Origin of the sequence: Olsenella sp. oral taxon 809 str. F0356 (assembly GCF_000233535.1) — a bacterium.
Lineage (GTDB): Bacteria > Actinomycetota > Coriobacteriia > Coriobacteriales > Atopobiaceae > Olsenella_I > Olsenella_I phocaeensis.
Genome location: NZ_JH376563.1, coordinates 544,335 through 567,542 on the forward strand (window position 1 = coordinate 544,335; position 23,208 = coordinate 567,542).

At 64.9% G+C, this 23,208-nt stretch carries 20 protein-coding genes and 4 tRNA genes; 2 read left to right on the forward strand and 22 right to left on the reverse strand.

Annotated features, from left to right (window positions below):
* Positions 1 to 9: 9 nt before the first annotated feature.
* The 14 genes from HMPREF1008_RS02405 to HMPREF1008_RS02480 all read right to left on the reverse strand — a co-directional run bounded on the left by HMPREF1008_RS02405 (position 10) and on the right by HMPREF1008_RS02480 (position 12,028).
* A complete protein-coding gene (locus HMPREF1008_RS02405) occupies positions 10 to 948 on the reverse strand; it encodes a hypothetical protein (protein ID WP_009278259.1) in 939 nt (312 codons plus the stop codon).
* Positions 949 to 1,017: 69 nt separating this feature from the next.
* On the reverse strand, positions 1,018 to 1,698 hold the full coding sequence (locus tag HMPREF1008_RS02410) for an NUDIX hydrolase (RefSeq protein ID WP_083823530.1): 681 nt from the start codon (positions 1,696 to 1,698) through the stop codon (positions 1,018 to 1,020).
* A gap of 139 nt (positions 1,699 to 1,837) precedes the next feature.
* On the reverse strand, positions 1,838 to 3,139 hold the full coding sequence (purD, locus tag HMPREF1008_RS02415; RefSeq protein WP_009278261.1) for a phosphoribosylamine--glycine ligase: 1,302 nt from the start codon (positions 3,137 to 3,139) through the stop codon (positions 1,838 to 1,840).
* A 17-nt stretch (positions 3,140 to 3,156) separates the two neighbouring features.
* On the reverse strand, positions 3,157 to 4,098 hold the full coding sequence (locus HMPREF1008_RS02420) for a DegV family protein (protein ID WP_009278262.1): 942 nt from the start codon (positions 4,096 to 4,098) through the stop codon (positions 3,157 to 3,159).
* 8 nt (positions 4,099 to 4,106) lie between these two features.
* Entirely contained in the window at positions 4,107 to 5,387 is a 1,281-nt protein-coding gene (locus tag HMPREF1008_RS02425) for an adenylosuccinate synthase (RefSeq protein WP_009278263.1), read from the reverse strand.
* Between the two features lie 115 nt (positions 5,388 to 5,502).
* Positions 5,503 to 6,888 carry a replicative DNA helicase gene (dnaB, locus tag HMPREF1008_RS02430; protein WP_009278264.1) on the reverse strand — a complete coding sequence of 462 codons (1,386 nt, stop codon included), beginning with the start codon at positions 6,886 to 6,888 and terminating at the stop codon, positions 5,503 to 5,505.
* A gap of 433 nt (positions 6,889 to 7,321) precedes the next feature.
* Positions 7,322 to 7,834, reverse strand: coding sequence for a 50S ribosomal protein L9 (rplI, locus tag HMPREF1008_RS02435; protein WP_009278265.1), 513 nt, complete (start codon positions 7,832 to 7,834; stop codon positions 7,322 to 7,324).
* A gap of 58 nt (positions 7,835 to 7,892) precedes the next feature.
* Positions 7,893 to 8,912, reverse strand: coding sequence for a hypothetical protein (locus HMPREF1008_RS02440; protein ID WP_040656700.1), 1,020 nt, complete (start codon positions 8,910 to 8,912; stop codon positions 7,893 to 7,895).
* A gap of 29 nt (positions 8,913 to 8,941) precedes the next feature.
* The gene (rpsR, locus tag HMPREF1008_RS02445) at positions 8,942 to 9,214 is read right to left on the reverse strand and encodes a 30S ribosomal protein S18 (protein ID WP_009278267.1); all 273 of its coding nucleotides are present in this window, start codon (positions 9,212 to 9,214) and stop codon (positions 8,942 to 8,944) included.
* A gap of 43 nt (positions 9,215 to 9,257) precedes the next feature.
* Positions 9,258 to 9,800: a single-stranded DNA-binding protein gene (locus HMPREF1008_RS02450; protein WP_040656883.1), complete on the reverse strand. Its 543-nt coding sequence runs from the start codon at positions 9,798 to 9,800 to the stop codon at positions 9,258 to 9,260.
* Positions 9,801 to 9,848: 48 nt separating this feature from the next.
* Entirely contained in the window at positions 9,849 to 10,142 is a 294-nt protein-coding gene (rpsF, locus tag HMPREF1008_RS02455; RefSeq protein WP_009278269.1) for a 30S ribosomal protein S6, read from the reverse strand.
* A gap of 320 nt (positions 10,143 to 10,462) precedes the next feature.
* Positions 10,463 to 11,647, reverse strand: a complete 1,185-nt coding sequence (locus HMPREF1008_RS09780) for a DUF4013 domain-containing protein (RefSeq protein ID WP_009278270.1) — start codon at positions 11,645 to 11,647, stop codon at positions 10,463 to 10,465.
* Positions 11,648 to 11,805: 158 nt separating this feature from the next.
* Positions 11,806 to 11,895: transfer RNA gene (locus HMPREF1008_RS02475), tRNA-Ser, on the reverse strand.
* Between the two features lie 42 nt (positions 11,896 to 11,937).
* A tRNA-Ser gene (locus HMPREF1008_RS02480) sits at positions 11,938 to 12,028 on the reverse strand.
* A 166-nt stretch (positions 12,029 to 12,194) separates the two neighbouring features.
* Between HMPREF1008_RS02480 and HMPREF1008_RS02485 the strand changes: the two genes are divergently transcribed.
* Positions 12,195 to 12,980: a trimeric intracellular cation channel family protein gene (locus HMPREF1008_RS02485; RefSeq protein WP_009278271.1), complete on the forward strand. Its 786-nt coding sequence runs from the start codon at positions 12,195 to 12,197 to the stop codon at positions 12,978 to 12,980.
* Positions 12,981 to 13,067: 87 nt separating this feature from the next.
* Here HMPREF1008_RS02485 and typA read toward each other — a convergent pair whose 3' ends face one another.
* The 4 genes from typA to HMPREF1008_RS02505 all read right to left on the reverse strand — a co-directional run bounded on the left by typA (position 13,068) and on the right by HMPREF1008_RS02505 (position 15,871).
* Entirely contained in the window at positions 13,068 to 14,906 is a 1,839-nt protein-coding gene (typA, locus tag HMPREF1008_RS02490) for a translational GTPase TypA (protein WP_009278272.1), read from the reverse strand.
* Between the two features lie 139 nt (positions 14,907 to 15,045).
* Positions 15,046 to 15,501 carry a hypothetical protein gene (locus HMPREF1008_RS02495; RefSeq protein ID WP_009278273.1) on the reverse strand — a complete coding sequence of 152 codons (456 nt, stop codon included), beginning with the start codon at positions 15,499 to 15,501 and terminating at the stop codon, positions 15,046 to 15,048.
* A 133-nt stretch (positions 15,502 to 15,634) separates the two neighbouring features.
* Positions 15,635 to 15,710: transfer RNA gene (locus tag HMPREF1008_RS02500), tRNA-Ala, on the reverse strand.
* Positions 15,711 to 15,794: 84 nt separating this feature from the next.
* Positions 15,795 to 15,871 (reverse strand) — tRNA-Ile (locus tag HMPREF1008_RS02505).
* Between the two features lie 150 nt (positions 15,872 to 16,021).
* Here HMPREF1008_RS02505 and HMPREF1008_RS02510 point away from each other — a divergent pair.
* A complete protein-coding gene (locus tag HMPREF1008_RS02510; protein ID WP_232202873.1) occupies positions 16,022 to 16,519 on the forward strand; it encodes a bifunctional nuclease family protein in 498 nt (165 codons plus the stop codon).
* Positions 16,520 to 16,636: 117 nt separating this feature from the next.
* Here HMPREF1008_RS02510 and gyrA read toward each other — a convergent pair whose 3' ends face one another.
* The 4 genes from gyrA to HMPREF1008_RS02530 form a co-directional block, all read right to left on the reverse strand.
* Complete coding sequence (gene gyrA / locus HMPREF1008_RS02515) at positions 16,637 to 19,417, reverse strand: DNA gyrase subunit A (RefSeq protein ID WP_009278275.1); 2,781 nt, start codon at positions 19,415 to 19,417, stop codon at positions 16,637 to 16,639.
* 15 nt (positions 19,418 to 19,432) lie between these two features.
* Positions 19,433 to 21,427: a DNA topoisomerase (ATP-hydrolyzing) subunit B gene (gyrB, locus tag HMPREF1008_RS02520; RefSeq protein WP_009278276.1), complete on the reverse strand. Its 1,995-nt coding sequence runs from the start codon at positions 21,425 to 21,427 to the stop codon at positions 19,433 to 19,435.
* Between the two features lie 154 nt (positions 21,428 to 21,581).
* Complete coding sequence (locus HMPREF1008_RS02525) at positions 21,582 to 22,121, reverse strand: hypothetical protein (protein WP_009278277.1); 540 nt, start codon at positions 22,119 to 22,121, stop codon at positions 21,582 to 21,584.
* Positions 22,111 to 23,205 (reverse strand): DNA replication/repair protein RecF, encoded by a 1,095-nt coding sequence (locus tag HMPREF1008_RS02530; RefSeq protein ID WP_009278278.1) that lies wholly within the window; start codon positions 23,203 to 23,205, stop codon positions 22,111 to 22,113. The genes HMPREF1008_RS02525 and HMPREF1008_RS02530 overlap by 11 nt, the downstream gene beginning before the upstream one ends.
* Between the last annotated feature and the right edge of the window lie 3 nt (positions 23,206 to 23,208).

Consider the following 23,208-nt stretch of genomic DNA (forward strand, 5'->3'; position numbering starts at 1 on the left):
GCGAATCCGCTATGCCGCGGATTTGGTCTGCTCCGCGTCGCCCGTGGATGACGAGGCGGACGAGCCATCGCCCTTCTCGGAGGAGTCCGGGTTCGCCTTGGTGGAGTCCACGCTGGCCGAATCGGAACCCGTGCCCTTGTCCTCGTCGCCCAGGACGACGCCCAGAATCGACGAGGGCGTGAAGCTCGTCGTCACGTTCTTCCTGAGCTCCTCCTGCATCGCCGTGTCCACGCCGGTGATAGTGCAGTTGAAGCGCACCCCCGTGTCGGTGGTGGACTTGGTCCAGATGAAGGTCATGAGCGTCTTGATCTCTCCCGTGGGTTGCAGGAAGCCGAAGAACGAGGAGGTCTGGAACTTGCCGTTGGCGCCGACATGCACGTTGACGCGATAGACCACGGTGTCGATGTTGGGGTTGAGGAGCGCGTTGACAGAGAAGGCCGTGGCCTGGATCTGGGAGCCGGCGAAGGCCTCGAGCGCGTCCTCGGACGAGGTGTCGGTGACGGTCACCTCGACACGATGCGTGTTCTCGTCCGCCTCCTGGACGGAGTACTTCTCGGGGAACTGCGTGAAGCCGTTGCCCCACTCCACGCCACCCTTGAGGGCGGAGGCGACGGTGGTGATGTTGACGTTCTCCGCGAGGTTCGCGGTGCTGGCACGGCGGATGAGGCCTGCGGCGACCTGCAGCGCCACGACGATGACGAGGAAGACCAGGACGAAGGTCACGGCGGTACGCGTGATGACCTTCTCCACGTTGGAGCCGGAGGGGTCGGCGCCGGCGAGCGGGTCGACGTCCACCCCGTGGCCGAACTCCTTGCGATGGCGCCTCTGGCGCGCGGCGGTCTCCTCGTTGGTGTGGCCCGTCTCGTCGACGGTGGCAAAGAGCCTCTCGGCTTGCTCGGCCGTGAGGGCACCCTTCTGGATGCGCGCCCCTTCTCGTTTCCTTGCCATGGAGATTCTCCCTGCCACTCGCATCAACAACAAAAAGAGCCAGTCAAGCTAAGTATAGGCAAGCTCCGCCTACTCCGCGCCGTCCTCGGGCTGCATGGCGAGGCGGTGCCCCACCGCGTCGCAGATGAGGGCGCCGACCACCGTCTTCGCGTCCTCTATGCGACCGTCCAGGACGGCGTCCACCAGCTCGCCGAGGTCGACCAGGTCAACGTTTATGAACTCGTCGGCGTCCGGGTCAGACGCGCCGAAGCTGAGGCCTGTCGCCATGTAGATGTGAATGAGCTCGTCGGCGAAGCCGTCGGAGGAGGCTATGGTGGTGAGGAACGCCATGTTGCGCGCCCTCATCCCCGTCTCCTCGAGAAGCTCGCGCTCGGCGCAGTCCAGGGGGTCCTCGCCCGGGTCGAGCTTGCCGGCGGGGACCTCGACCGTAACGCGTCCCAACGCCGTGCGGTACTGGCGGACCAGACAGATTCGCCCGTCATCGGTCAGCGCGACGATGGCGACCGCTCCGGGATGACGCACCACGTCGCGCAGGGCCTGGCGCCCGTCGGGCAGCCTGACCTGCAGCCTCGACACGTCGAAGATGCGCCCCTGCCAGACCGTGTCCTCGCTCACCACTGCCTCGCGGAGGTCTCGGTCGCGCGGGTCGTCATCGCCCAGCACGAGGCCGCGACGCATCGGCTCCCCGGAGCTGTGGCCCGTCGTGGCACGCTGCCCGTCGTACACGAAGGCCTGGGTCGCGTCGCGCATGCCACCGATGGCTTCCTCGAGTCCCTGGCTCGCCTCGGCTCGCGACTCGTAGCTGGGTTCTTCCTCGGCGGAGTCCTGGGGGGCGACCTCCGTGTCGGGCTTTTCCTCTTTCACCTTGTGCACTCCGTTCAAGTCTGGCCTAGAGGCTCGTTCGTCCCTTGATGGCCTTGATTCCGATGTCGTGACGATAGGTCTTGCCCTCGAAGGAGATCCTGTCGCAGGCCTGGTAGGCGAGGTTGCGGGCGTCTTCGAAGCTCCCAGCCACCGCCGTCACGTCCAGGACGCGGCCGCCGTCGGTGACGATGCGGCCGCCGCCGTCGCGACGGGTGCCGGCGTGGTACACCGTGACCCCATCCAGGGTCTCGGCGTCCTCGATGCCACTGATGGGCTTGCCCCTCTCGTAGCTGCCGGGGTATCCGGCACTGGTGAGCACGACGGAGACCGCCCAGTCGTCCCCCCAGCCGATGTCCACGCGGTCCAGCGTTCCGTCGTCGCAGGCCAGGAAGGCCTCGACAAGGTCCCCCCTCATGCGAGGCAGAACCACCTGGGTCTCGGGGTCGCCGAAGCGCGCGTTGTACTCGAGCACCTTGGGACCGTCTTCGGTGAGCATGAAGCCGCCATAGAGGCAGCCGCTGTAGGTGATGCCGTCGCGGCGCAGCTGGTCGACCGTCGCCTGCATCATCTGGGTCATCTGCTCCAGCTCGCCGGGAAGGAGGATGGGCACGGGGGAGTAGACGCCCATGCCGCCCGTGTTGGGCCCCTTGTCCCCGTCCAGGGCGCGCTTGTGGTCCTGGGCGGTGGCGAGGGGGACGAGGGTGGTGCCGTCGGTCAGGGCGAGGAGCGAGCACTCGGGACCCTGGAGGAGCTCCTCCACCACCACCGTCCGACCCGCCTCGCCAAAGCCGCCGGAGAAGCACTCGCGCACGCCGTCCAGGGCCTCGTCCACGTCCTGGGCGACGATGACGCCCTTGCCCGCGGCGAGCCCGTCAGCCTTGACCACGCAAGGTCCGCCAAGCGACCGCACGTACGCAAGGCAGGAGGCCTCGTCGGTGAAGCTGCGCCAGGCCGCCGTCGGAACTCCGGCGCGGGCCATGACGTCCTTCGCGAACCTCTTCGACCCCTCCATCCGGGCCGCCCTGCCACTGGGGCCGAAGACCGGTATCCCGGCCGCCCTCACGGCATCCGCCACGCCCGCCACCAGGGGCGCCTCGGGACCTATGACCACGAGGCCTATGCCCTTGTCCGTGGCGAGGGAGGCCACCGCCGCAGGGTCGTCCTGGTCCAGCGTCACGGGCGTCGCGAGCTCGTCCATCCCGCCATTGCCCGGGGCGACCCAAATCCTCCCCGCGCGTGGGGACTCGGCGAGCTTCAGCAGGAGCGCATGCTCGCGACCGCCGGAGCCAAGGAGGAGGACGTCGAGCTTTCCGTCGGTCACGTTCATGTGCTGCCTCCCAAGGACTAGTCCTGCATGCAGAGTATTCCGGACGCCTCTCTCGCCGAAAGGAGCGAGGAAGGCATGTAGGCTATCCCGACCGCACCGATTCCCAGCTGGCAGGTGGTGCAGGGATTGGTGTTGAGCACCGCCGCGCGGTCAGAGACGAACTCGTTGGTGTCAAGGGGCTTCTCTATGATGCTCAGGAGCCGTGGCACGCCAGCGCTGATCTCCACGTAGGTGAGGGGGCCCACGACCTGCGAGTACGAACTCATGGTCCGGGCCATGTTGCCCGCCAGGCGCTGGAGGTCGGTGGCGCGCATGACCTCGCGCGACTCTCCCCCGTCGGAGATGGCGAAGAGCCTTCGGGCGCCCATCGCGCGGACGCGCAGGGAGTCGGCGCGCCTGAGGAGGCCGGGCTTGGGGCGAAGCTTCGAGAGCGTTGGCCGCGCGTCGGGCGCGGGCACGACGAGGCAGCGCGCCGCCAAGGCGCCCTCGCGCACGCGGGCGAGGGCCTCGTCCGTGTCACAGCCCCCGTCACGGGCGGAGACGAGGCAGGCGAGCACCAGGGCGAGCTGCCCCGACGTCCCGCAGGAGTCGACCACCTCGACCCTTGCGCCAGTCACTCGGGACGCGGCCTCCTGGGCAAGGGCGAAGGAGTCGCTCATCGCCGAGGAGGCATGGAGCGAGACGACGTCCTTCCAGCCCTCGGCAACCAGTCGATCGTAGGTGGCCACGTACTCGTCGAGAGAGGGCGCGAAGGTGTTGACCTGCCCGTGCGTGGACGAGATCTGGACGTAGAAGTCAGAGGGGTCGAGGTCGACGCAGTCTCGGTAGTCCGTGCCGGCGACTCGTACGACCTGCGCCAGGGGAACGACTCCCGCCGCCTCGAAGACGGGCAGCGGGAGGTCGCAGAGGCTGTCGCAGACTATGGCGAAGGCCCGGTTGTCGCGGGGGTTCCTTGTCACGCGCCGGACTACCTCCAGCACCTGTCGATGGTCTGGTCGCGGTCGGGGCCGACAGTGATGATCGAGACTCGCACACCTGCGAGCTGCTCGAGGAAGTCGATGTAGTCCTTTGCCTCGCGAGGGAGCTTGTAGAAGTCCCGCACGCCCGAGATGTCGCAGTTCCAGCCGGGAAGCGTCTCGTAGATGGGCTTCGCGTGGTAGAAGACGCTCTGATGCTCCGGAACCGTGGTGTAGCGCTTGCCGTCGCACTCGTAGGCGACGCAGACCTTGATCTGGTCCAGGCAGCCCAGTACGTCGAGCTTGGTGATGGCGAGGTCGGTGAGGCCGTTGACTCGGGCGGCGTAGTTGACGACGACGGAGTCGTACCAGCCACAGCGACGCTTGCGGCCGGTGGTGACGCCGTACTCGTGACCAACTTCGCCCAGCTTGTCGCCGACCTCGTCGAAGAGCTCGGTCGGGAAGGGTCCGGACCCGACGCGGGTGAGGTACGCCTTGGCGATGCCAAGGACGCGCTTGATGTGGACGGGACCAACGCCAGAGCCCGTCACGGCTCCACCCGCAGTGCAGTTCGAGGAGGTGACGAAGGGGTAGGTGCCATGGTCGATGTCGAGCATGGTGGCCTGGGCGCCCTCGAAGAGGATGTTCTTACCTGCCTCGATCTGCTCGTTGAGGAAGAGCGAGCTCTCCACGATGTAGGGCTTGATGCGCTCGGCGTAGGAAAGGTAGGTCTCGCAGATCTGTTCCACGGTGTAGGTGGGCAGCTCGTAGACCTTCTCGAGGATGGGATTGGTGTACTCGAGTGCGGCCTCGAGCTTCTCGCGGAAGATCTTCTCGTCCAGCATGTCCTGCACGCGCAGGCCGGTGCGGTTCATCTTGTCCATGTAGGTGGGTCCGACGCCGCGCTTCGTCGTGCCGATGAGGTTCTTGCCGAGCCTCTTCTCGTGGGCCCCGTCGAGGTCCTTGTGGTAGGGCATGACGATGTGGGCGTTGCCGCTGATCTTGAGGTCGTCGCAGGAGATGCCCTGGGCCTCGAGCATGTCGATCTCTCCCAGGAGGATCTCGGGGTCGACGATGCAGCCGTTGCCTATGACCGGGTAGGTGCCCTCGTACATGACCCCGGAGGGAACCTGGTGCAGGGCCAGCTTGTGGCCTCCGGCGATGACGGTGTGTCCGGCGTTTGCGCCACCAGCAAAGCGGCAGACCACGTCGTAGTCACCCGCGATGAGGTCGGTCACCTTGCCCTTGCCCTCGTCGCCCCACTGAGTTCCCACCAGCACTGATGCAGGCATTGCGTCTCCTTCTTGGGTTTCCGTGCTTACCGGCCAATTATACGGCAGCGAGGCGCGGACGCCCGCACCGCCCTGGGGACGGAGACGGGCCGCAGGATGTTCCGCCGCGCTGCCGCTAGCCCTCGTGATGCCTGTCCACCTCGACGAACTTGGTCGAGCCGGGCAGGAACATGAGCGGCACGATGTCCAGAGGTCCCGAGCGGTTCTTCGCGATGATGAACTCCGTGACGTTGAAGTCGGGGCGGTCGGGCCTCTCCGCCTCCTCCTCGGTCATGGAGCGGTCGAGCAGTATGACGATGTCGGCATCCTGCTCGATGGAGCCGGACTCGCGCAGGTCCGAGAGCTGGGGACGCTGCCCCTTTCGGTCGGTCACCTGACGGTTGAGCTGCGAGAGGGCCACGACCGGACACTCGAGGTCCTTGGCCATGATCTTGATGCCGCGCGACATCTCCGAGACCTCGGTGGCGCGGGAGTCGGCGCGCTGGCGTCCCGAGGGGGGCGAGAGGAGCTGCAGGTAGTCCACCAGCACGATGCCGTTCTCCTTGCCCTTGAGCATGCGGCGGGCCTTGGCACGAATCTCGGTCACGGTGGTTCCCGGGGTGTCATCGATCATGATGTCCAGGCGCGAGAGGTCGCGCGTGGCCTCGAGGATCGTGGGCCACTGGTTGTCCTTGATGCGGGCGCCGCGGATGTCCGAGAGGGGAATCTTCGCATAGGCCGAGAGGAGCCTCTGCGCGATCTCGACCTTGCTCATCTCGAGCGAGAAGAAGGCGACCGAGGCGCCGTTGGCCGCAGCGTTGGTTGCCAGGTTGAGCGCGAAGGAGGTCTTTCCCACGCCTGGGCGCGCGCCGATGACGATCATCTGGCCCGCCCGGAGGCCCTGGAGCCTTCGGTCTATGCCGGGATACCCGGTGAGGACGCCCAGGGTGCCGTCGGGGTTGAGACAGGCTTCCCCCAGCTCGTTGTAGAGGTTGCCCATGACCTCCGAGAGGTCCGAGTAGCTGTCGCCTATCTCCCTGCTGGTCACGCCCAAAAGAAGGTTCTCGGCGGTATCCACGACCTCCTTGGTGTCCTCGGGAGCGTCGAAGGCAAGGGCGGTGATCCTCGCCGACGCCGCGATGATGGCGCGCAGGGTCGAGTCCCGGTGCAGGATCTCCGTATGGTGGCGCCAGCTCGCGAGCGAGAGGGAGTCCTCGTTGAGCTCGAGGAGGTAGGCCATGCCACCCACCTTGTCCAACTGTCCCGCGCTCTTGAGGTGATCCGCCATCGAGATGGGGTCCACGGGCTGGGCGCGGTCGAACATCTCGTTCATGGCGTGGAAGATGGCGCGGTGGGAGTAGAGGTAGAAGTCCTGTTCGTCCAAATCGACGAGGCACTCCTGGAGGACGTCCTGCGAGAGCAGCATGGCCGAGAGGACCGACTTCTCGGCGGCTCGGTCCTGCGGCATCGTCACGTCGGCGCGGGGCATCGAGGGATAGTCGTCGTACGTTGCGTCGGGCATGGCTTCTCCTAGCGTCGGCTGCGTGGGCATGGTAGCGCATCCAGACGCGGCCAGATATGTCAAACAGACCCGTCAACAGGGCATTGTTGATAGCTATTCCCCACTAGCGGGGCTTTCACCATTTTTCACAGTTTTCGACAAAATTGGGATTATTTTGCCAACGGAGTTTTCTACATCCACGCCCCTACCCTGCTTATTAGACAACCAGCATGACCATGTGCGACTTTGTGACATAGGCATGCGTAATAGATGAATAATTGCAGGTAGATGATTTGTCTCTTTGTTTCGTTTACAAAGAGGAGGGGTCCCGTGGCCTTCCGCCATGGGACCCCTCTTGTGGTTCATTTTGTGGCCAAAGGCCTCCGCTTGCGCCCACTAGCTGCGATTCGTGTTGATAACACCAGCTAGTGGGTGCTGGGCGGACCAGCGAGTCCTACTCGCCGGCCTCCTCGACCTGGACCTCCTCCTCGGCCTCGGCAGGCTCCTCGACGGGAGCCTCCTCGGTCACGCCGACGAGGACCGTCACGACGGCGTTGATCTCGCGGTAGAGGTTGATCTCGATCTGGTGCCTGCCGGCGGTCTTGATCGCGGCGCTGCGCACGAGGCGCTTGCGATCGACCTCTACGCCGAGCTGCTCCTTGATGGCGGCGACGATCTGGGTGCCGGTCACGGAGCCAAAGAGCTGGTCGTTCTCGCCGACCTTGGCGTCGACGGTGACGGACTTGCCGTCGAGCTGGGCCTTGGTCGCCTCTGCATCGCCGATGCGCTTCTCCTCGCGCTTCTCGATGTTGTGACGGCGCTCCTCAAGCTGCTTGATGTTGCCAGGGGTGGCAGGCTGGGCGATCTTGCTGGGGAACAGGAAGTTCTCCGCATAGCCCTGGGCGACCTCTACGATGTCGCCCTCTCCGCCCTTGCCCCTGAGCTCATCCAGAAGGATGACTTTCATGGGAACTCCTTTTGTTGGTCGGCCTAGGCCGACTCCCTGCATTGAGCCCTGCAGGCGCCTAACCCACGCTGGTGCGTCTTCGCGGAAGTCCGCGGAAGTTAGCAACGAGGTCGACGGCGCCAACGGCGCTCACGATTACAAACGACAGTTCGAGCCAGGCGGCCACCATCACGGCGACTGCCTGGGTGGCGACACCAGCGTCCCTCCTCTTGAGGAAGCCCACGGCGACGGCGCAACCCTGCAGGAAGAGGACCACCCGCGCAGCGGCGAGGAGGTTTCTGCCAGCAAGGCCGATGCCCGCCGGGAGGCCTGTCAGCCGCGAGGAGGCCGCACTCAGGGCGAGGCCGACCACAAAGGCCGGCAGGACCCAGAGGGGAGCGTCGAAGTTCGCCAGGGGCGTCCTCCGAGGCCTTATCCCCCTACCGCGCAGCCATGCGTCCCTCCCGAGCTTCGAGAAGGCCGCGAGGAGGCCACCGCTCGCCAGGTAGGCGAGTGGCCAGTAGGTCCTGACGAGGAAGAGGGCGTGTCCGACCTCTTCCCGAAGCGCCAGGCTCTGCGAGCCACTCGTTGCCGCGACTATGGAAGCCGCATAGGCCTCCATGGAAGCGGGGACGCTCGTCCCTTGCGACGCCGCGACGGCGGCGCTGGAACCCAGTGTGACCGCAGCGGAGACGAGGACCAAAACACAGGCCCTCGACGCCGTGATGCCCGTCTCGTCCGCAAGGAGGACGAGCGCCAAGGCGCTGGCCAGTGCGGGCAGGGCGGTCACGAGGCGAGGGGGGTCGTATGCGGCAGCCGCGAGCGATGCCGCAGCGAGGGCAGCCAGGAAGGCAAGGAACGCCTTTCTCGTCCTTCCCTCCCCTGCAGCACAAGAGAGCCCGAAGGCCACGAGTGCGGCTGCGAGCACCGTGCTGAGTACAGAGACCGCCCCTCCCAGAATCGCCCAGGAAAGCCCCTGTGAGGGCAGGTTCGCAAGAACCCGCCTCAGGTTGGGACCAACGCCCGGTCGCATCCCGTTGGAGGCATCCAACAGGCCCTTGTCTGCCCGAGGGATGAAGCTATGGCTCGTCTCGCCCACGTGGTGTCGTCTTTGCTCGGACGGCCCGGTTAGCCGCGGTTACGCCCGCCGCGGCTGGAAACCACGGGGACGGAGTAGGGCAGAAGGGCCATCTCGCGGGCGCGCTTGATGGCGACCGCGATGTCGTGCTGATGCTGCGTGCAGGCGCCAGTGACGCGACGGGGCTTGATCTTGCCGCGGTCGGTCATGTACTTGCGAAGGAGCTGGACGTCCTTGTAGTCGATGAACTCGACGTCCTCCTTGCAGAACTGGCAAAACTTGCGACGCGGCTGGCGCTGTTCGACTTGCCTTTGCTTAGCCATGTCTTAATGCCTTTCTTTGGCGGCGATACCGCCCTAAGTGAAGCTAGAACGGGATGTCCTCGTCGTAAACGTCCGTCTGGGGCGGATTGGGCACGGCGGGACGAGGGGCCTGGGGCTGGACGGGAGCGGGTGCCTGGGCCGGAGCAGGGGCGGCATAGCTGGGCTGCACCTGCTGGTACCCGCCCTGGGGCTGGTAGGAAGGCTGCTGCTGATAGCCGCCCTGGGGCTGGTACCCCTGGGATCCACCCTGCTGCTGGGCGTTCCTGGACGAGAGGAACTCGACCTCGTCCACCACCACCTCGATCTTGCTGCGCTTCTGGCCGTCGCGCTCCCACTGGCTCCAGCGAAGCTTGCCTTCAATGGCAACCTTCGAGCCCTTGGAGAGGAAACGGCTGAGCGGCTCGGCACGGTTGCCGAACACGACGCAATCGATGAAGTTGGGAACGTCCTCCCACTCGCCTTGGGCGTTGCGGCGCCGGTCGTTGACGGCGACACCGAAGGAGAGGATCTGCATCCCTCCCTGGGTGGCCCTCAGCTCCGGGTCACGCGTGAGGTTGCCGGAAATGTTCACCCTGTTGATGCTCACGTTGCTCACTGCCTCTCATTCGCAGGCGTGCTGCCTGCGCTTCCATGACTAGTCCCTGTCGCTGCGGCGCACGACCATGTGGCGCTTGACGGCATCGTTGATGCGCAGAACTCGGTCGAGCTCGGCGATCTGGGTGGGGTCTGCATGGAAGTTGATCAGGGTGTAGTCACCCTCAGTGAGGTTGTCGATCTCAAAGGCGAGCTTGCGCTTGCCCCAATCCTCGACGTTGTCGATGGTGCCGCCTGCCTCGGTAACAGCGACGTCAATACGCTTCATGACGCCAGCGCGAGTCTCCTCGGTGGCTGCGGGGTCGACAAAGTACAGCAGTTCATAAGCCTTCATGTGGTCACCTCCTCTGGGCTAAACGGCTCCGGAACGTGAAGGTTGCATCCGGAGCAGGAAAGGTTCGGTGTGGAATCGTAACACAGGACTTGGGCCTGGCCTGCGTGTTTCCCCCACACTTTCCGGCTCCCATACACTCCCCACATCAAGGATGTCTCGACCAGCTGGCAGCTGACCCTCTCCCAACTGCCCGCGTGTGCAATAGGAGAGGGCCGACTCGCAGGTAGGCCATGTCGTGAGGAGTGGCAGCAAGCGCTGGAAGGTCAGCGCACCTCCATCAAATGGGCATACGTTCAGACGGAATGGGGTGTTTTCTGCCGTTATTCGCCTGGCTCGACCTCGTCCCCCTGCAGTCTGATGCCAGCGACGCCGTCCTGTGTCGCATCGCCCCTAGGGCTAGGGGAGCTCAGATCTATGACCTCCACGCCAGCATCTTCCTCTGAGCCTTCCCTTCCGTCCTTGTCATCCGAGACGGAAGAACCCGAAACCTCCAGCTCCGAGGTCACACCCGCCGCGGGCGCCGGCGTCGAACTTGAATCGCCCGGGACCGGGGAGGCCTCATCCCCTGGCATGAAATCTGACGAGGCGGCAGACGCGAGGGCGCAGGCGCCAGTACCCGAAACGCCCTCGGGCGATGGCGCATCGGTAGAAGCCGTGGGCTCGATGGCGAGGTCCCCTGGCACCGCGGGGGACACAACGGGCACAGCAGGCGGCACAGGGACATCAGGAAGCGGGTCAGAGCTGGACCCCCAGGAGGGGACGTCGAACTGACGAAGCCAGAGCGCGAGCATGTTGTATTCCATGAGGTTGACGAAGCTGTACGCAACGAGCACCAGGTAGACCATGACTATGATGGTGGGGAAGAAAAGCCCCGAGAAGGTCTGGTATCTGAGCATGACATCCAGAGGGACGTCCACGCCTTCCGTGGCCCCGAACACGGAGAGGGCCGAAAAGGCAAACGCGACCGCCATTATCACGGCGAAGAAAGCGACCACGAACCAAATGACGACGTCCATGAGGAAGACGGCGAGGATGATCCTTCCCAGCCCGACGGGGTCCCTGCGAATCATGTCGATGATGCGGTTAACCTGATAACCAGCCTTGAAGTCCTGATAGATGGCCGCCCTCAGGGCACAGAGCGAACAGATGACGCCGACGGCCAGGTCGAGCACCAAGAGGATGAGACCGAAGGGATGTTCCACGAACGACTGGGCAAAGAGCATCCTCAGGGCTGCCCAAAGGCAGACGAGACCGAGAGCGGAGACGAAGCCCCTCCATCCGCTGGAGATGCACTCCCCCACCCTCACGTCCTTCTGCTTTGGAGCCGAGTCGACACCCCAGGCGGTGAGCCGGGCCCATTCGAGTCCGTAGCCAGAGGTTCCAAGCATCCCCACGATGGGGACGAAGCCTGCCACGCCCATGACCAGCAGGACCTTAGCCCAGCCCTTGTCGCGCGTGAGCAGCCCCCATGCCCTGGACCAATATGAAGCGCTGTCGTGTGCCATGAGGCCCTCCCATCGCAAAGGCGTCCGCAGAAGGTCGCGCCTGGGGTCTGTCAGGGCCACCTATTGCTGAATATATAGGATATACGCACGTTTCCGACAGCCGAAGCCGCCATGAAGGCACAAAAAAGACCCGCCACCAAGGGCGGGTCTGCAAGTTCTGGCGGAGGAGGAGGGATTCGAACCCTCGTAGCCCCGAGGGGCTAAACGGTTTTCGAGACCGCCGCATTCAACCACTCTGCCACCCCTCCGAAGGGTGTGAAAGCGGCGCCCGGAGGCGCCGCTGGAAGTTCTGGCGGAGAGTCTGGGATTTGAACCCAGGATACGCTTTAGGCGTATACACGATTTCCAATCGTGCTCCTTCGGCCACTCGGACAACTCTCCCTGAAACCGCACGCGCAAGTATACCTTACTTCCCCGGGCAGCGCGACAGCCAATTTTTCTCCATCTGCGAGGCCAAGGGGACGTCCCGTCGTGTGGAAGGAGGCACGGGCGCCATCACGCGCTACCATAGGCGCCTGACCGCAACGACGACATAAAAGAGGGGCGCATGGTTCCTGAGTTCTTCTCATCTGCCGCAGGCAACGCACCCGCGAGCATCCCTGTATGGCTCGACCTCACCGCCGTGATGGTGGGCTCCCTCACGGGGGTGCTCGTCGCTAAGGAACGCGACCTGGACCTGGTTGGCTACCTCGCGCTGTCCGTGCTGGGAGGCCTGGGCGGAGGACTCGTGCGCGACACCATAATGCAGGTGGGCGACGTCTACATGCTTCGCTCCACCCTCGCCATCCCCGCCGCCGTCCTCACGGGAGTCATCGGCTTCCTCTTCTCGGGGTCGCTCCACCGCTTTCCACGACTGCTCGCCTGGACGGACATCATCTCGGTCGGGCTCTTCGTCGTGGCGGGCACGGACAAGGCCCTCGTCTACGGGCTCACCCCCTGGGCCTGCACCCTCATGGGCACGATCACGGGAGTAGGTGGCGGCATGATGAGGGACATAGCCCTGGGAGACACGCCGCGCATCTTCCTGAGGAGCAACCTCTATGCCCTCTGCGCCCTGGGAGGCTCCTTCGCCTATTGGATCATGACCTCGGTGGCACACGTCAACCAACCCTGGGCGACCATCCTGGGGGTGCTCGTGGTAGTGGGGCTTCGCATGTGGTCGCTCCGATTCAACGTGCTCTCGCCAGCTGGCGTGGACCTCAGCCCCACCGTGGGCAAGGTCGCGCGCGAGGTCTACACATGCGCCGCGGCACGTGGCCAGGAGGATGCGGAGGTCTATGTGCGCCGCTATGCGCGGGCTAAGTTCAGCCGCGAGGAGGACGACAAGCGATAGGGCAACCAACTGACGCGTGACGAGGGGCGCCGCCCGATCCCTTGGGCGGCGCCCCTCGTCTGCGCCTGCTGCATATGAGCCCCTGCGCTACTTGTCCACCATGCCGTGACGCACGCGCCACTTGCGACGCTCGGTCTCGTTGAGGATGCGCTTGCGCAGGCGGATGTTCTTGGGGGTCACCTCGACGAGCTCGTCGTCCATGATGTACTCCATGGCCTCCTCCAGGGTGAAGGTCCTGGGGGGCGTGAGCTGGACGGCGATGTCCGCCGTGGAGGAGCGCTGGTTGCCCAGGCTCTTGGTGCGGGCGATGTTGACCACCATGTCACCGGGCTTGGACCTCTCGCCCACCAGCATGCCCTCGTAGCACTCGGTGCCAGGCTCCACGAAGAGCTGCCCTCGCTCCTGGAGGGTTCCCAGGGCGTAGGCGACGGCCTTCTCCGTCGACATCGAGATCATGGCACCGTTCTGGCGTCCGCCGATCTCTCCCGCATAGGGACCGTATTCGAGGAAGGTGTGGTAGAACACCGCCTCGCCGTGGGTGACGTTGAGGATGCGGTTCTTGAGGCCCATGATGCCGCGGGTGGGGATCTTGAACTCGAGGTGGGTCTGGGTGGTGCCGGCGTCCATCTGGGTCATCGTGCCCCCGACGTTGCCAAAGAGCTCGATGACCTTGCCCGCGTACTCGCCAGGACACTCGACGACGGCCTGCTCGACGGGCTCGACGCGGTTGCCGTCCTCGTCCTTCTTGATCAGGACGCGGGGTCGGCCCACCTGGAACTCGAAGCCCTCGCGCCTCATGTCCTCCATGAGGACGGAGAGGTGCAGGATGCCGCGGCCGGCGACCTCGACCCCGGTCTTGTCGGGAAGCTCCTCGATGCGCATGGTCACGTTGTTCTCGCGTTCCTGCTCGAGGCGCTCCTTCAGCTGACGACCACCCACGATGTCCCCGTCGCGGCCGACGAGGGGCGAGGTGGACGGCTCGAAGACGATGGCAAGGGTCGGGGGGTCGATCTCGATGGGGTCGAGCTCGACGGGGTTCTCGGGGTCGGTGTAGACGTCTCCGATGTCGGTCGAGTCGACGCCCACGACGGCAGCGATGTCCCCGGCGCCGACCTCCTGGCACTCGGTACGTCCCAGATAGTCGAAGGTGAAGAGCTGCTTCACCTGGCTCATGGCACGGGAGCCGTCGTTCTTCACCACTAGAATCTTGTCGCCGTCGTGGATGGTGCCCGAGTAGATGCGACCGATGCCGATGCGACCGACGTACTCAGAGTGGTCGATGGTGACGCACTGCATCGCGAGGGGTCCCTCGACGTCCGCGTCTGGAGCGGGAAGGGAGTCCACGACCATGTCGAGCAGGGGTAGCATGTCTTGGTTGCCGTCATCGGGGTCCAGGCGGGCGAAGCCGTTGGCGGCGGAGGCATACACGACGTGTTCCATGGCGAACTCGAGCTGGTCGTCATTGGCCCCGAGGTCCATCATCAGGTCGAGGCAGGCATTGAGGGCTCGCTCGGGGTTGGCAGCGTCCTTGTCGATCTTGTTCACGCAGACCATGATCTTGAGACCTGCGTCGATGGCGTGGCGCAGGACGAAGCGGGTCTGGGGCATGGGACCCTCGGCAGCGTCCACCAAAAGCACCGCTCCGTCGGCCATCCTGAGCACGCGCTCGACCTCGCCGCCAAAGTCGGCGTGGCCGGGGGTGTCTATCACGTTGATCTTGACGCCCTTGTAGTCGATCGAGATGTTCTTTGCCAGGATGGTGATGCCGCGCTCGCGCTCCTGGTCGTTGGAGTCAAGGATGCGCTCCTCGACCTGCTGGTTCTCGCGGAAGGCGTCGGTTGCCTTGAGCAGCTGGTCGACCAGGGTCGTCTTGCCGTGGTCTACGTGGGCGATGATTGCGATGTTCCTGATGTGCTCCTGGAGCATTTGGGCCTCTCGTTCGACGTGCGTTGCATAGATGCGAGAGACTTTACTGCACGAGCTCCATACGTTGTGCGCACTGGCCGAAAAGCGCTTGCACTCCACGCAAACTGCCGCTTGGGACGCACAAGAGGGCGAGGGAACGCTAGATCAGCGGCTCGAGCTCGCCGGCGGGTGCCGGCTCCGTCCAACGGAAGCCGTCGCCCTCTCCCCTGCCCTCGAAGTAGGAGAACGCGGAATAGCTCTTGTATCCCCTCTCGCCAAACTCGAGCATGAGGGCATCCTGGTAGGAGCCATCGTCGTCCCCCACAGCACCCTCGTAGGCGAGCGCATAGCGCACGGGAAGGCCGAGCCCTGCCTCCTCGTCACCCATGGCATGACGAAGCTCGAGGACCTTGCTTCGTGCCGCCTCGATGCACTGCTCGATTCCGTCGTCAGAGAACTCGTACGAGCCTGCGTTGCCGTCCTCGTCCTGGACCACGAGCAGCACGTTGACCTCGTCACCGGACGCCAACATGTCGAAGGCGTCGCCCATGAGGGTGCTCGAGAGCACGTCGAGCTCCGACGAAACCCCGTCGTGCCTGCACTCGTCTGCTGCCATGGAGAAGGTCCTTCCGTTCGCGTCAGTGTCCCGTCGATGGTAGCGCAAGCCCGAGCTGTCCTGCCAAGGGGGCAGGGACCAGGCATTGTTCCGAGAATAAAAAACCAGGGACGAGTCCCTGGCCGGAGTTGCATGGTGGAGACGATGGGGTTCGAACCCACGACCTCAGGCTTGCAAAGCCCGCGCTCTCCCAGCTGAGCTACGTCCCCGTGTTGCGCGGCGGCCTGCCCCATCTAGAGTAATAAACGCCCCAGCGGCGACTCGGCTGCGCTGGAGCGTTTATTTTCAAGAAATGGTGGGCCCGACAAGGTTCGAACTTGTGACCTCCCGGTTATCAGCCGGACGCTCTGACCAACTGAGCTACGGGCCCAACGCAAGAAGAGATAATACCTGCTGCCCGATGGCCGGTCAACAAAAAAGTTTGGTCTTTGCGATTTCCCTCACATTTGGGGAGAGGCGCCGGCGTCTGGGTACCATAGCTACACAAACAGGTACGAGGAAGTGCGACGACGTGAAGAGAATGGACATACAGACGATCGTGGTGGGCGGCGGGCCCGTCACCTCGCTCATAGTCCTCAAGACCAGGACCGCGGGCAGGGACGAGGAGCCCATACAACTTCCCATACAGGTCGGTCCCATAGAGGCGACCGCCATAAGCATGGGCATCGGTGACGAGCACCAGGGGCGCCCCCTCACCCACGACGTAATGGCGCGCACCATCCGCGAGCTTGGGGCCACGCTCGACGCGGTAGAGATCGTGGACGTCCATGGCACCACCTTCTACGCCAACCTGCTCCTCACCGCCCCCAACGGCAGCCATGTCGAGGTGGATGCCCGCCCCTCGGACGCCATCGCGCTCGCGGTGCGGATGGACGTGCCACTCTTCGCGGACGAGCACGTGCTCGAGGCTGCGGCGCTGCCCGACTTCCAGGGAGTCAGGCGAGAGGAGGAAGCGCAGGAGATGGAGCGCTTCCACGACTTCGTCGAGTCCATCTCGCCTGAGGACTTCGACTCGTAGGCCCAACGCTCTCCTGACTCGGAGCGTCGCGCCAGGAACTTGGCTCGAACTTGGCTCGAATAGGGAGGGACCCCGGGGCATTTGCCCGGGGTCCCCATTTACCTCATGTCGGAGGGCCTACTCGTCATCGTCCTCGATCAAGGACTCGTCGAGCTCCTCCTCGCCGCCGATGTCGATGGGATCCTCGTCGTCGGCGTCCCGGGCCCCTGCGGCGCCAAGGTCGAGCATGCCCTGGTTGACGTTGGCCTTGGGCGCCTTCTTCTTGCGGGCGATCATGCGTGCCACGGCGCTCACGCGGTCGGACTCGCCGATGTTCATTATCTTCACGCCCTGGGTCGACCGGCCCAGCAGGCTGATGTCAGAGGTCTTCACGCGAATGACCACGCCTTCCTCGGACACCATCATGAGCTCGTGCTGCGGGCCGACCACGCGGCAGGCCACGAGGTTGCCCTTCTTGGAGGTCATGGCGATGGTGAAGACGCCCTGCCCGCCGCGCTTGTGCTCGGGGTACTCGGATACGGGCGTGCGCTTGCCGTAGCCCTTCTCGGTCACCACGAGCAGGTCGCCCTTGCCATTGGAAATCTCCATGCCCAGCATGCGGGCGTCATCCCTCAGGGTGATGCCCCTCACGCCCGAGGTGTCGCGGCCGGTCGGACGGACCTCCCCCTCGTCGAAGCGAATTGCCTTGCCGGCGTCGGTGCAGAGGATGACGTTCTCTCCCTGCTTCACGCGGCGCACGTTGACCAGCTCGTCATCCTTCTTAAGGTTGATGGCGATGATACCGTCACGGCGACTCTTGTCGTAGTCGCTCATGGCCGTCTTCTTGACCATGCCCTTGGAGGTGGCGAAGAGCAGGTACTCGTCCTCGGGGAACTCGCGCGTCGTGATGACGGCGGCGGCCCTTTCGCCCTCGGCAAGCGGTATCACGTTTATCAGCGCCGAGCCGCGCGCGTGACGCGAGCCGATGGGCAGCTCGTGGACCTTGACGCGGTAGACCTTGCCCTTGTTGGTGAAGAAGAGCACGTAGTCGTGGGTGGATGCCACGAAGAGGTCCTCGACGAAGTCGTTGTCCTTGAGTGAGAGACCCTGGATGCCCTTGCCGCCCCTCTTCTGGGAGCGATAGGTCGAGACGGGGAGGCGCTTGACGTAGCCGGAGTGGGTCACCGTGATGACCATGTCCTCCTCAGCAATGAGGTCCTCGACGTCGAGGGCGACGGGTGCGTCAGAGATGGTGGTGCGCCTCTTGTCGGCGTACTTCTCGCGGATCTCGCCCATCTCGGTCTTGATGACGCCAAGGATCTTCCGCTCGTCCGCCAGGAGCTCCTCGTAGTAGGCGATCGCCCGGCGCAGGCCGTCCAGCTCCTCCTGAATCTTGTCGCGCTCGAGGCCGGTGAGGCGCCGCAGGCGCATCTCGAGGATGGCGGTCGTCTGCTCCTTGGTGAAGCCGAAGCGCGCGATCATGCGCTCTGAGGCCTCGGTGTCGGTGCGGCTGGAGCGGATGATGCTGATGACCTCGTCGATGTTGTCGAGCGCGATGAGCAGGCCCTCGAGGATGTGGGCGCGGGCCTGCGCCTTGGCCAGGTCGAAGCGGGTCCTCCTCGTGACCACCTCCACCTGGTGGTCGATGTAGCACTGGAGCATCTCCTTGAGCGAGAGGAGCTTGGGAACGCCGTTGACGAGGGCGAGGTCGATAATGCCGAAGGAGGTCTGGAGCGAGGAGTACTTGTAGAGGTTGTTGAGAACGACCTCGGGGATGACGCCCTGCTTGAGCTCGATGACGAGACGCAGCCCCTTGCGGTTGGACTCGTCGCGCATGTCGGAGATGCCCTCGATGCGCTTGTCGTTCACCAGCTGGGCGATCTTCTCCTGGAGCGTGCCCTTGTTGACGCCGTAGGGGAACTCGGTGAACACCAGCTTGTTGCGGCCACCCTTGGTGGACTCTACGTGGGCCTTGGCGCGAACGGTGAGGATGCCCCTGCCCGTCTCGTACGCCTGCCTGATGCCCTCGGACCCCATGATCACCGCGCCGGTGGGGAAGTCGGGACCCGGCATGACCCTCATGAGGTCGTCCGTCGTGGCGTCGGGATTGTCGATGAGCAGGCAGGTCGCGTCGATGGCCTCGCCCAGGTTATGGGGCGGGATGTTGGTCGCCATGCCGACCGCGATGCCCTGCGAGCCATTGACCAGCAGGTTGGGGAAGCGGGCGGGAAGCACACTTGGCTCCTGCAGGGACTCGTCGTAGTTGGGGTTCCAATCGACGGTGTCTTTGTTGAGGTCGCGCAGCAGCTCCATGGCGGGGCGGGCCAGGCGGGACTCGGTGTATCGCATGGCGGCCGCGGAGTCTCCGTCGATGTTGCCGAAGTTCCCGTGTCCGTCGACGAGGGTGACGCGCATGGAGAACCACTGGGCGAGGCGGACCATGGCGTCGTAGACGGCGGAGTCGCCGTGCGGGTGGTACTTGCCGATGACTTCGCCGACGGTCCAGGCCGACTTCTTGTGGGGCTTGTTGGGGAAGATGCCTGCCTCGTTCATGGCGTAGAGGATGCGCCGGTGGACGGGCTTCAGGCCGTCCCTGACGTCAGGGAGGGCGCGGGCCGTGATGACCGACATGGAGTACTCGATGAAGGACTGCTCCATCTCGTGTCCGAACTCGTGCATCTGGAGTCTGCCGCCATGGATGTCCACGGAGTCGCCGTCGGGACGGTTGTCCGCAGCGAGCTCGAGCTTCTCGTCCGCGTCGTCCTCGGCGCCGTCGTCCATGCCCGCCTCGTCCTCAGCGTCGGGGTCATAGACGGGAACGTCGGACTCATCGCGCTCCGCGCGACTCAGCAGCTCTCGGAGGTCGTTCGGCAGCATGCCGTCCTGGCCCTCCCGGGGGGTGTCGTTGTCTTCTGCCACTTGCTGTCCCTTCGCTTAGATGTCGAGGAAGCGCGCATCCTTGGCGTGGCGCTCGATGTAGTCCTTGCGGTACTCGACCTGCGAGCCCATCAGCCTGGACACAGCCAGTTCCGCCTTGGCCGCGTCCTCGATGGTGATACGCTGCAGAATGCGGCTCTTGGGGTCCATGGTGGTGTCCGCGAGCTGCTGGGGGTCCATCTCGCCCAGACCCTTGTAGCGCTGGACGCTGTACTTGCGCTGCTTGCCCTCTCCGTCGCGCGGGACGTACTCCTCGATCGCCTGGGCGAGGAGGGCCTCCTCGGCGGTGCGGCCGTCGGGATAGACGTAGTGGATCCTCTTGCCCACCTTCACGCCGAAGATCGGGGGGCAGGCGCTGTAGACGTAGCCTGCGTCGATAAGGGGTCGCATGTACTTGTAGAAGAAGGTCATGAGCAGGATGCGGATGTGCGCGCCGTCGACGTCGGCATCCGTCATGATGATGATCTTGTGGTAGCGGGCCTTGGATATGTCGAAGTCCCCGCCGTCTCCCATGGAGGTCGTGACTCCCGTCCCGATGGCGGTGATGAGCGCCTGGATGGTCTCGGACGAGAAGGCCCTGTGGTCGCCCACGCGCTCCACGTTGAGGATCTTGCCGCGCAGGGGGAGGATGGCCTGGATGTCGCGGCGGCGACCATCCTTGGCCGACCCGCCTGCGGAGTCGCCCTCCACGATGAAGAGCTCAGTCATCGAGGCGTCGCGCACGGAGCAGTCCGCGAGCTTGCCAGGAAGCGCAGCGCTCTCAAGCAGGCCCTTGCGCCGCGTCGCCTGGCGGGCCTTCTGCGCCGCGAGGCGGCCCTTGGCCGCCTGGGACGCCTTCTTGAACATCTCCTTGGCCTGGTTGGGGTGCTCCTCGAGATACTCGGAGAGACCCTGCGAGACGATCTTGTTGGTCAGGCCGCGCATGTACGAACTGCCCAGCTTGGCCTTGGTCTGGCCCTCGAACTGCGGGTCGGGGAGCTTGACCGATATGACCGCCGTGAGGCCCTCGCGGATGTCGTCGCCCGTGAGGTTGCTGTCCTTCTCCTTGAGGAGGTTGTGGCTGCGGGCGTAGTCGTTCATCGTCTTGGTGAGCGCCGTGCGGAAGCCCTCGAGGTGCATGCCCCCCTCGTCGGTGTAGATGTCGTTGGCAAAGGTCATCACGGTCTCCGAGTAGCCCGCGTTCCACTGCATGGAGACCTCTACCTCGCCGCGCTTGTCGACGGGCACGCCCTCCTCGGAGCTGCCCTCGATGTAGATGGGCTTGGAGCAGCCGGGCAGGATCGTCTTGCCCTCGTTGAGGAACTTGACGAAGTCCACGATGCCGCCGGAGTAGCAGAACTCGTCCGTGCGGGGCGTGAGCTCGCGCTCGTCGACGAGGGCGATCTTGAGGTTCTTGTTGAGGAAGGCCGTCTCCTGCAGGCGGTTGCGCAGCACCTCGTAGTCGAAGACGGTCGTCTCGAAGATTTCCTCGTCGGGCCAGAAGGTGATGGTGGTGCCGGTCGCCTTGGAGCTGCCGACCCGCTTCATCTTGCTGGTCACCTTGCCGCGCGAGAACTCCATCTCCCAGATGCCGCCGTCGCGCTTCACCTGGGCCACGAGCCGCTTCGAGAGGGCATTGACGACGGAGATGCCCACGCCGTGGAGCCCGCCGGACACCTTGTAGGCGGAGTTGTCGAACTTTCCGCCTGCGTGGAGGATGGTGAGCACCACCTCGAGGGTGGGAATCTTCTTCTGCGGGTGCTTCTCGACGGGGATGCCGCGGCCGTTGTCCTCGACCGTCACCGACCCGTCGGCGTGGACGGTCACCTTGATCCTGCTGCAGTAGCCTGCCATGGCCTCGTCGACCGAGTTGTCGACGATCTCCCACACGAGGTGGTGGAGACCCGCAGAGCTCGTCGTGCCGATGTACATTCCAGGGCGCTTGCGGACGGGGTCGAGGCCCTCGAGGACCTTGATCTCGTTTCCGCCGTAGTTGTTCTCGTTCTTGGCCACGTGGTTCCTCTCTCACTCAGCGTGGTTGGTCCATGGTGCATGGGACCTTACGATTCTAGGCCACATATCCTCTCAAAATGGAGGAATTGTATTGGTACCAATGAAAAAACACCGGTCAGAATATCCATGAAACCGTCTCTGACGGCTTATGGACCTATTTTTTGGCGTCGGCACCAGATTCTCTTGCCTTGAGCGTATCACGCCTAAGGGAGAGTTCCATGGCCCGTGAGGCGTTCTGCCGAAGCCCGTCGGGAAGGTCTGAGGTGAGTCGCTCGACCCTGTCTCTCTCCGCCTCACCCAACGGCGGGAGGTCCATCGGGCGCCTCTTGCCGCTTGGCCGCGCTTCATGCGGGGCCGCCTCGATGCGCGGACGGCGGGTCAGGCGAAACTCTATGCCCGACAGCTCGAGCCCGGCGTTGGCGAGGCGCGCAAGATAGACGTCCCTGCTCGCGCTGAAGTCGGTGAGGCGGCTCGAGGAATCGACGTAGACCCCAAGGACGGGCGGGAGCGCCGGGGTGCGCCCCTTGCGGAGGAAGACTCCTGTCGTGTGGCGGCGCTCCGTGTCGCCGTTGGCTCGATACCAGATGGCCGCAGCCCTCTGGTTAGCGCTCAGTCGGCCTCCGAAGCCGCCCGAGAGGAAGCTCCCCAAAAAGCTTCCCAGGCTCTCCGGGCCCCCTCCCCCCCTATTCGCCAATGTGGACCACCTCCGCGTCCACCAGCAGCTCCTCGGGAAAGTAGCCCAGGTTCGTCGTGGTGACCACGGTCTGCATCCCCTCCTCGACGAAGCGCGTCATGGCGCCCCTGCGGTCGGCGTCGAGCTCGCTCATGACGTCGTCCAGGAGGAGCAGGGGAAGCTGCCCCACGACCTCGCGGGCAAGGTCGACCTCCGCCATCTTCCAGGCGAGGACGATCGTGCGCTGCTGCCCCTGCGAGGCAAAGCTCCGCGCGTCGCGGCCCTCCACCCTGAAGGCTAGGTCGTCCCTCTGGGGCCCCACGAGCGTCTGCTGGCGCCTGAGCTCGTCTCCCCTGATCTTTGACAGACGGGCGAGAAAGGCGTCGCACACCTCCTCGCGGGAGAGTCCGGCGAGGTCTATGCCCAACGAGGACTCGTAGGAGCAGGACAGGCACTCGCCGGCCGCTAGCTGTCCGTACACCTCGACGACGCGCGGGCGGAGCCTCTCGAACAGCCTCTCGCGGGCGACGAGGAGGGCCGAGCCGCCGAGCGCCAGTGAGCTGTCCCAGGCGTCGAGGAGCGAGAGGTCTGGATAGGGTTCCTTGAGGAGCCGGTTTCGCTGGTCGACTGCACGGCCGTAGGCCTGCAGGAGACGGGAGTAGCCAGGTGCGGCCTGCCGTCCGAAGTCGTCTATCTCGTCTCTGCGATACGAGGCCCCCCTCTTCACGAACGAGAGGTCGTCCGGGCAGAAGAGCACCGACATGAGGGTCTGGGGCAGGTCCTGCGGGGCGCAGGCCTTCCCGTTGCGCCTCCAATGGCGCCGCGGCGGATCCGAGGTCGCCGTGCACTCGAGGTCGACGACGCGACCGTCCCCCTCGAGGCGCAGGCGCGCCCGGCCCTTGCTGGCACCTTCGCGGACCAGCTGTCCCGACCTGGGACGCCGGAAGGAGTAGCCTGCGGTCAACAGTTGCAGTGCCTCGACGGTGTTGGTCTTGCCCATGGCGTTGCGTCCCACGAGCACCGTGAGGCCCTGGCCGAGGCCCAGGTCCTGCTCGGGGAAGTTCCTCCAGTCCGTGAGGCTGAGGCTGCGGGCCAGGAGTCCCACCAG

Bases quoted from the DNA above. Each gene is read 5' to 3' on its own strand.
- typA (WP_009278272.1), bottom strand. From the start codon at position 14,906: ATGCTCCAGGAGCACATCAGGAACATCGCAATCATCGCCCACGTAGAC.
- rplI (WP_009278265.1), bottom strand. From the start codon at position 7,834: ATGAAAGTCATCCTTCTGGATGAGCTCAGGGGCAAGGGCGGAGAGGGC.
- HMPREF1008_RS02425 (WP_009278263.1), bottom strand. From the start codon at position 5,387: ATGCCTGCATCAGTGCTGGTGGGAACTCAGTGGGGCGACGAGGGCAAG.
- HMPREF1008_RS09780 (WP_009278270.1), bottom strand. From the start codon at position 11,647: ATGGCACACGACAGCGCTTCATATTGGTCCAGGGCATGGGGGCTGCTC.
- rpsF (WP_009278269.1), bottom strand. From the start codon at position 10,142: ATGAAGGCTTATGAACTGCTGTACTTTGTCGACCCCGCAGCCACCGAG.
- rpsR (WP_009278267.1), bottom strand. From the start codon at position 9,214: ATGGCTAAGCAAAGGCAAGTCGAACAGCGCCAGCCGCGTCGCAAGTTT.
- HMPREF1008_RS02510 (WP_232202873.1), top strand. From the start codon at position 16,022: ATGGACATACAGACGATCGTGGTGGGCGGCGGGCCCGTCACCTCGCTC.
- HMPREF1008_RS02485 (WP_009278271.1), top strand. From the start codon at position 12,195: ATGGTTCCTGAGTTCTTCTCATCTGCCGCAGGCAACGCACCCGCGAGC.
- HMPREF1008_RS02495 (WP_009278273.1), bottom strand. From the start codon at position 15,501: ATGGCAGCAGACGAGTGCAGGCACGACGGGGTTTCGTCGGAGCTCGAC.
- purD (WP_009278261.1), bottom strand. From the start codon at position 3,139: ATGAACGTGACCGACGGAAAGCTCGACGTCCTCCTCCTTGGCTCCGGC.
- HMPREF1008_RS02405 (WP_009278259.1), bottom strand. From the start codon at position 948: ATGGCAAGGAAACGAGAAGGGGCGCGCATCCAGAAGGGTGCCCTCACG.
- HMPREF1008_RS02410 (WP_083823530.1), bottom strand. From the start codon at position 1,698: ATGCGCGACGCGACCCAGGCCTTCGTGTACGACGGGCAGCGTGCCACG.
- dnaB (WP_009278264.1), bottom strand. From the start codon at position 6,888: ATGCCCGACGCAACGTACGACGACTATCCCTCGATGCCCCGCGCCGAC.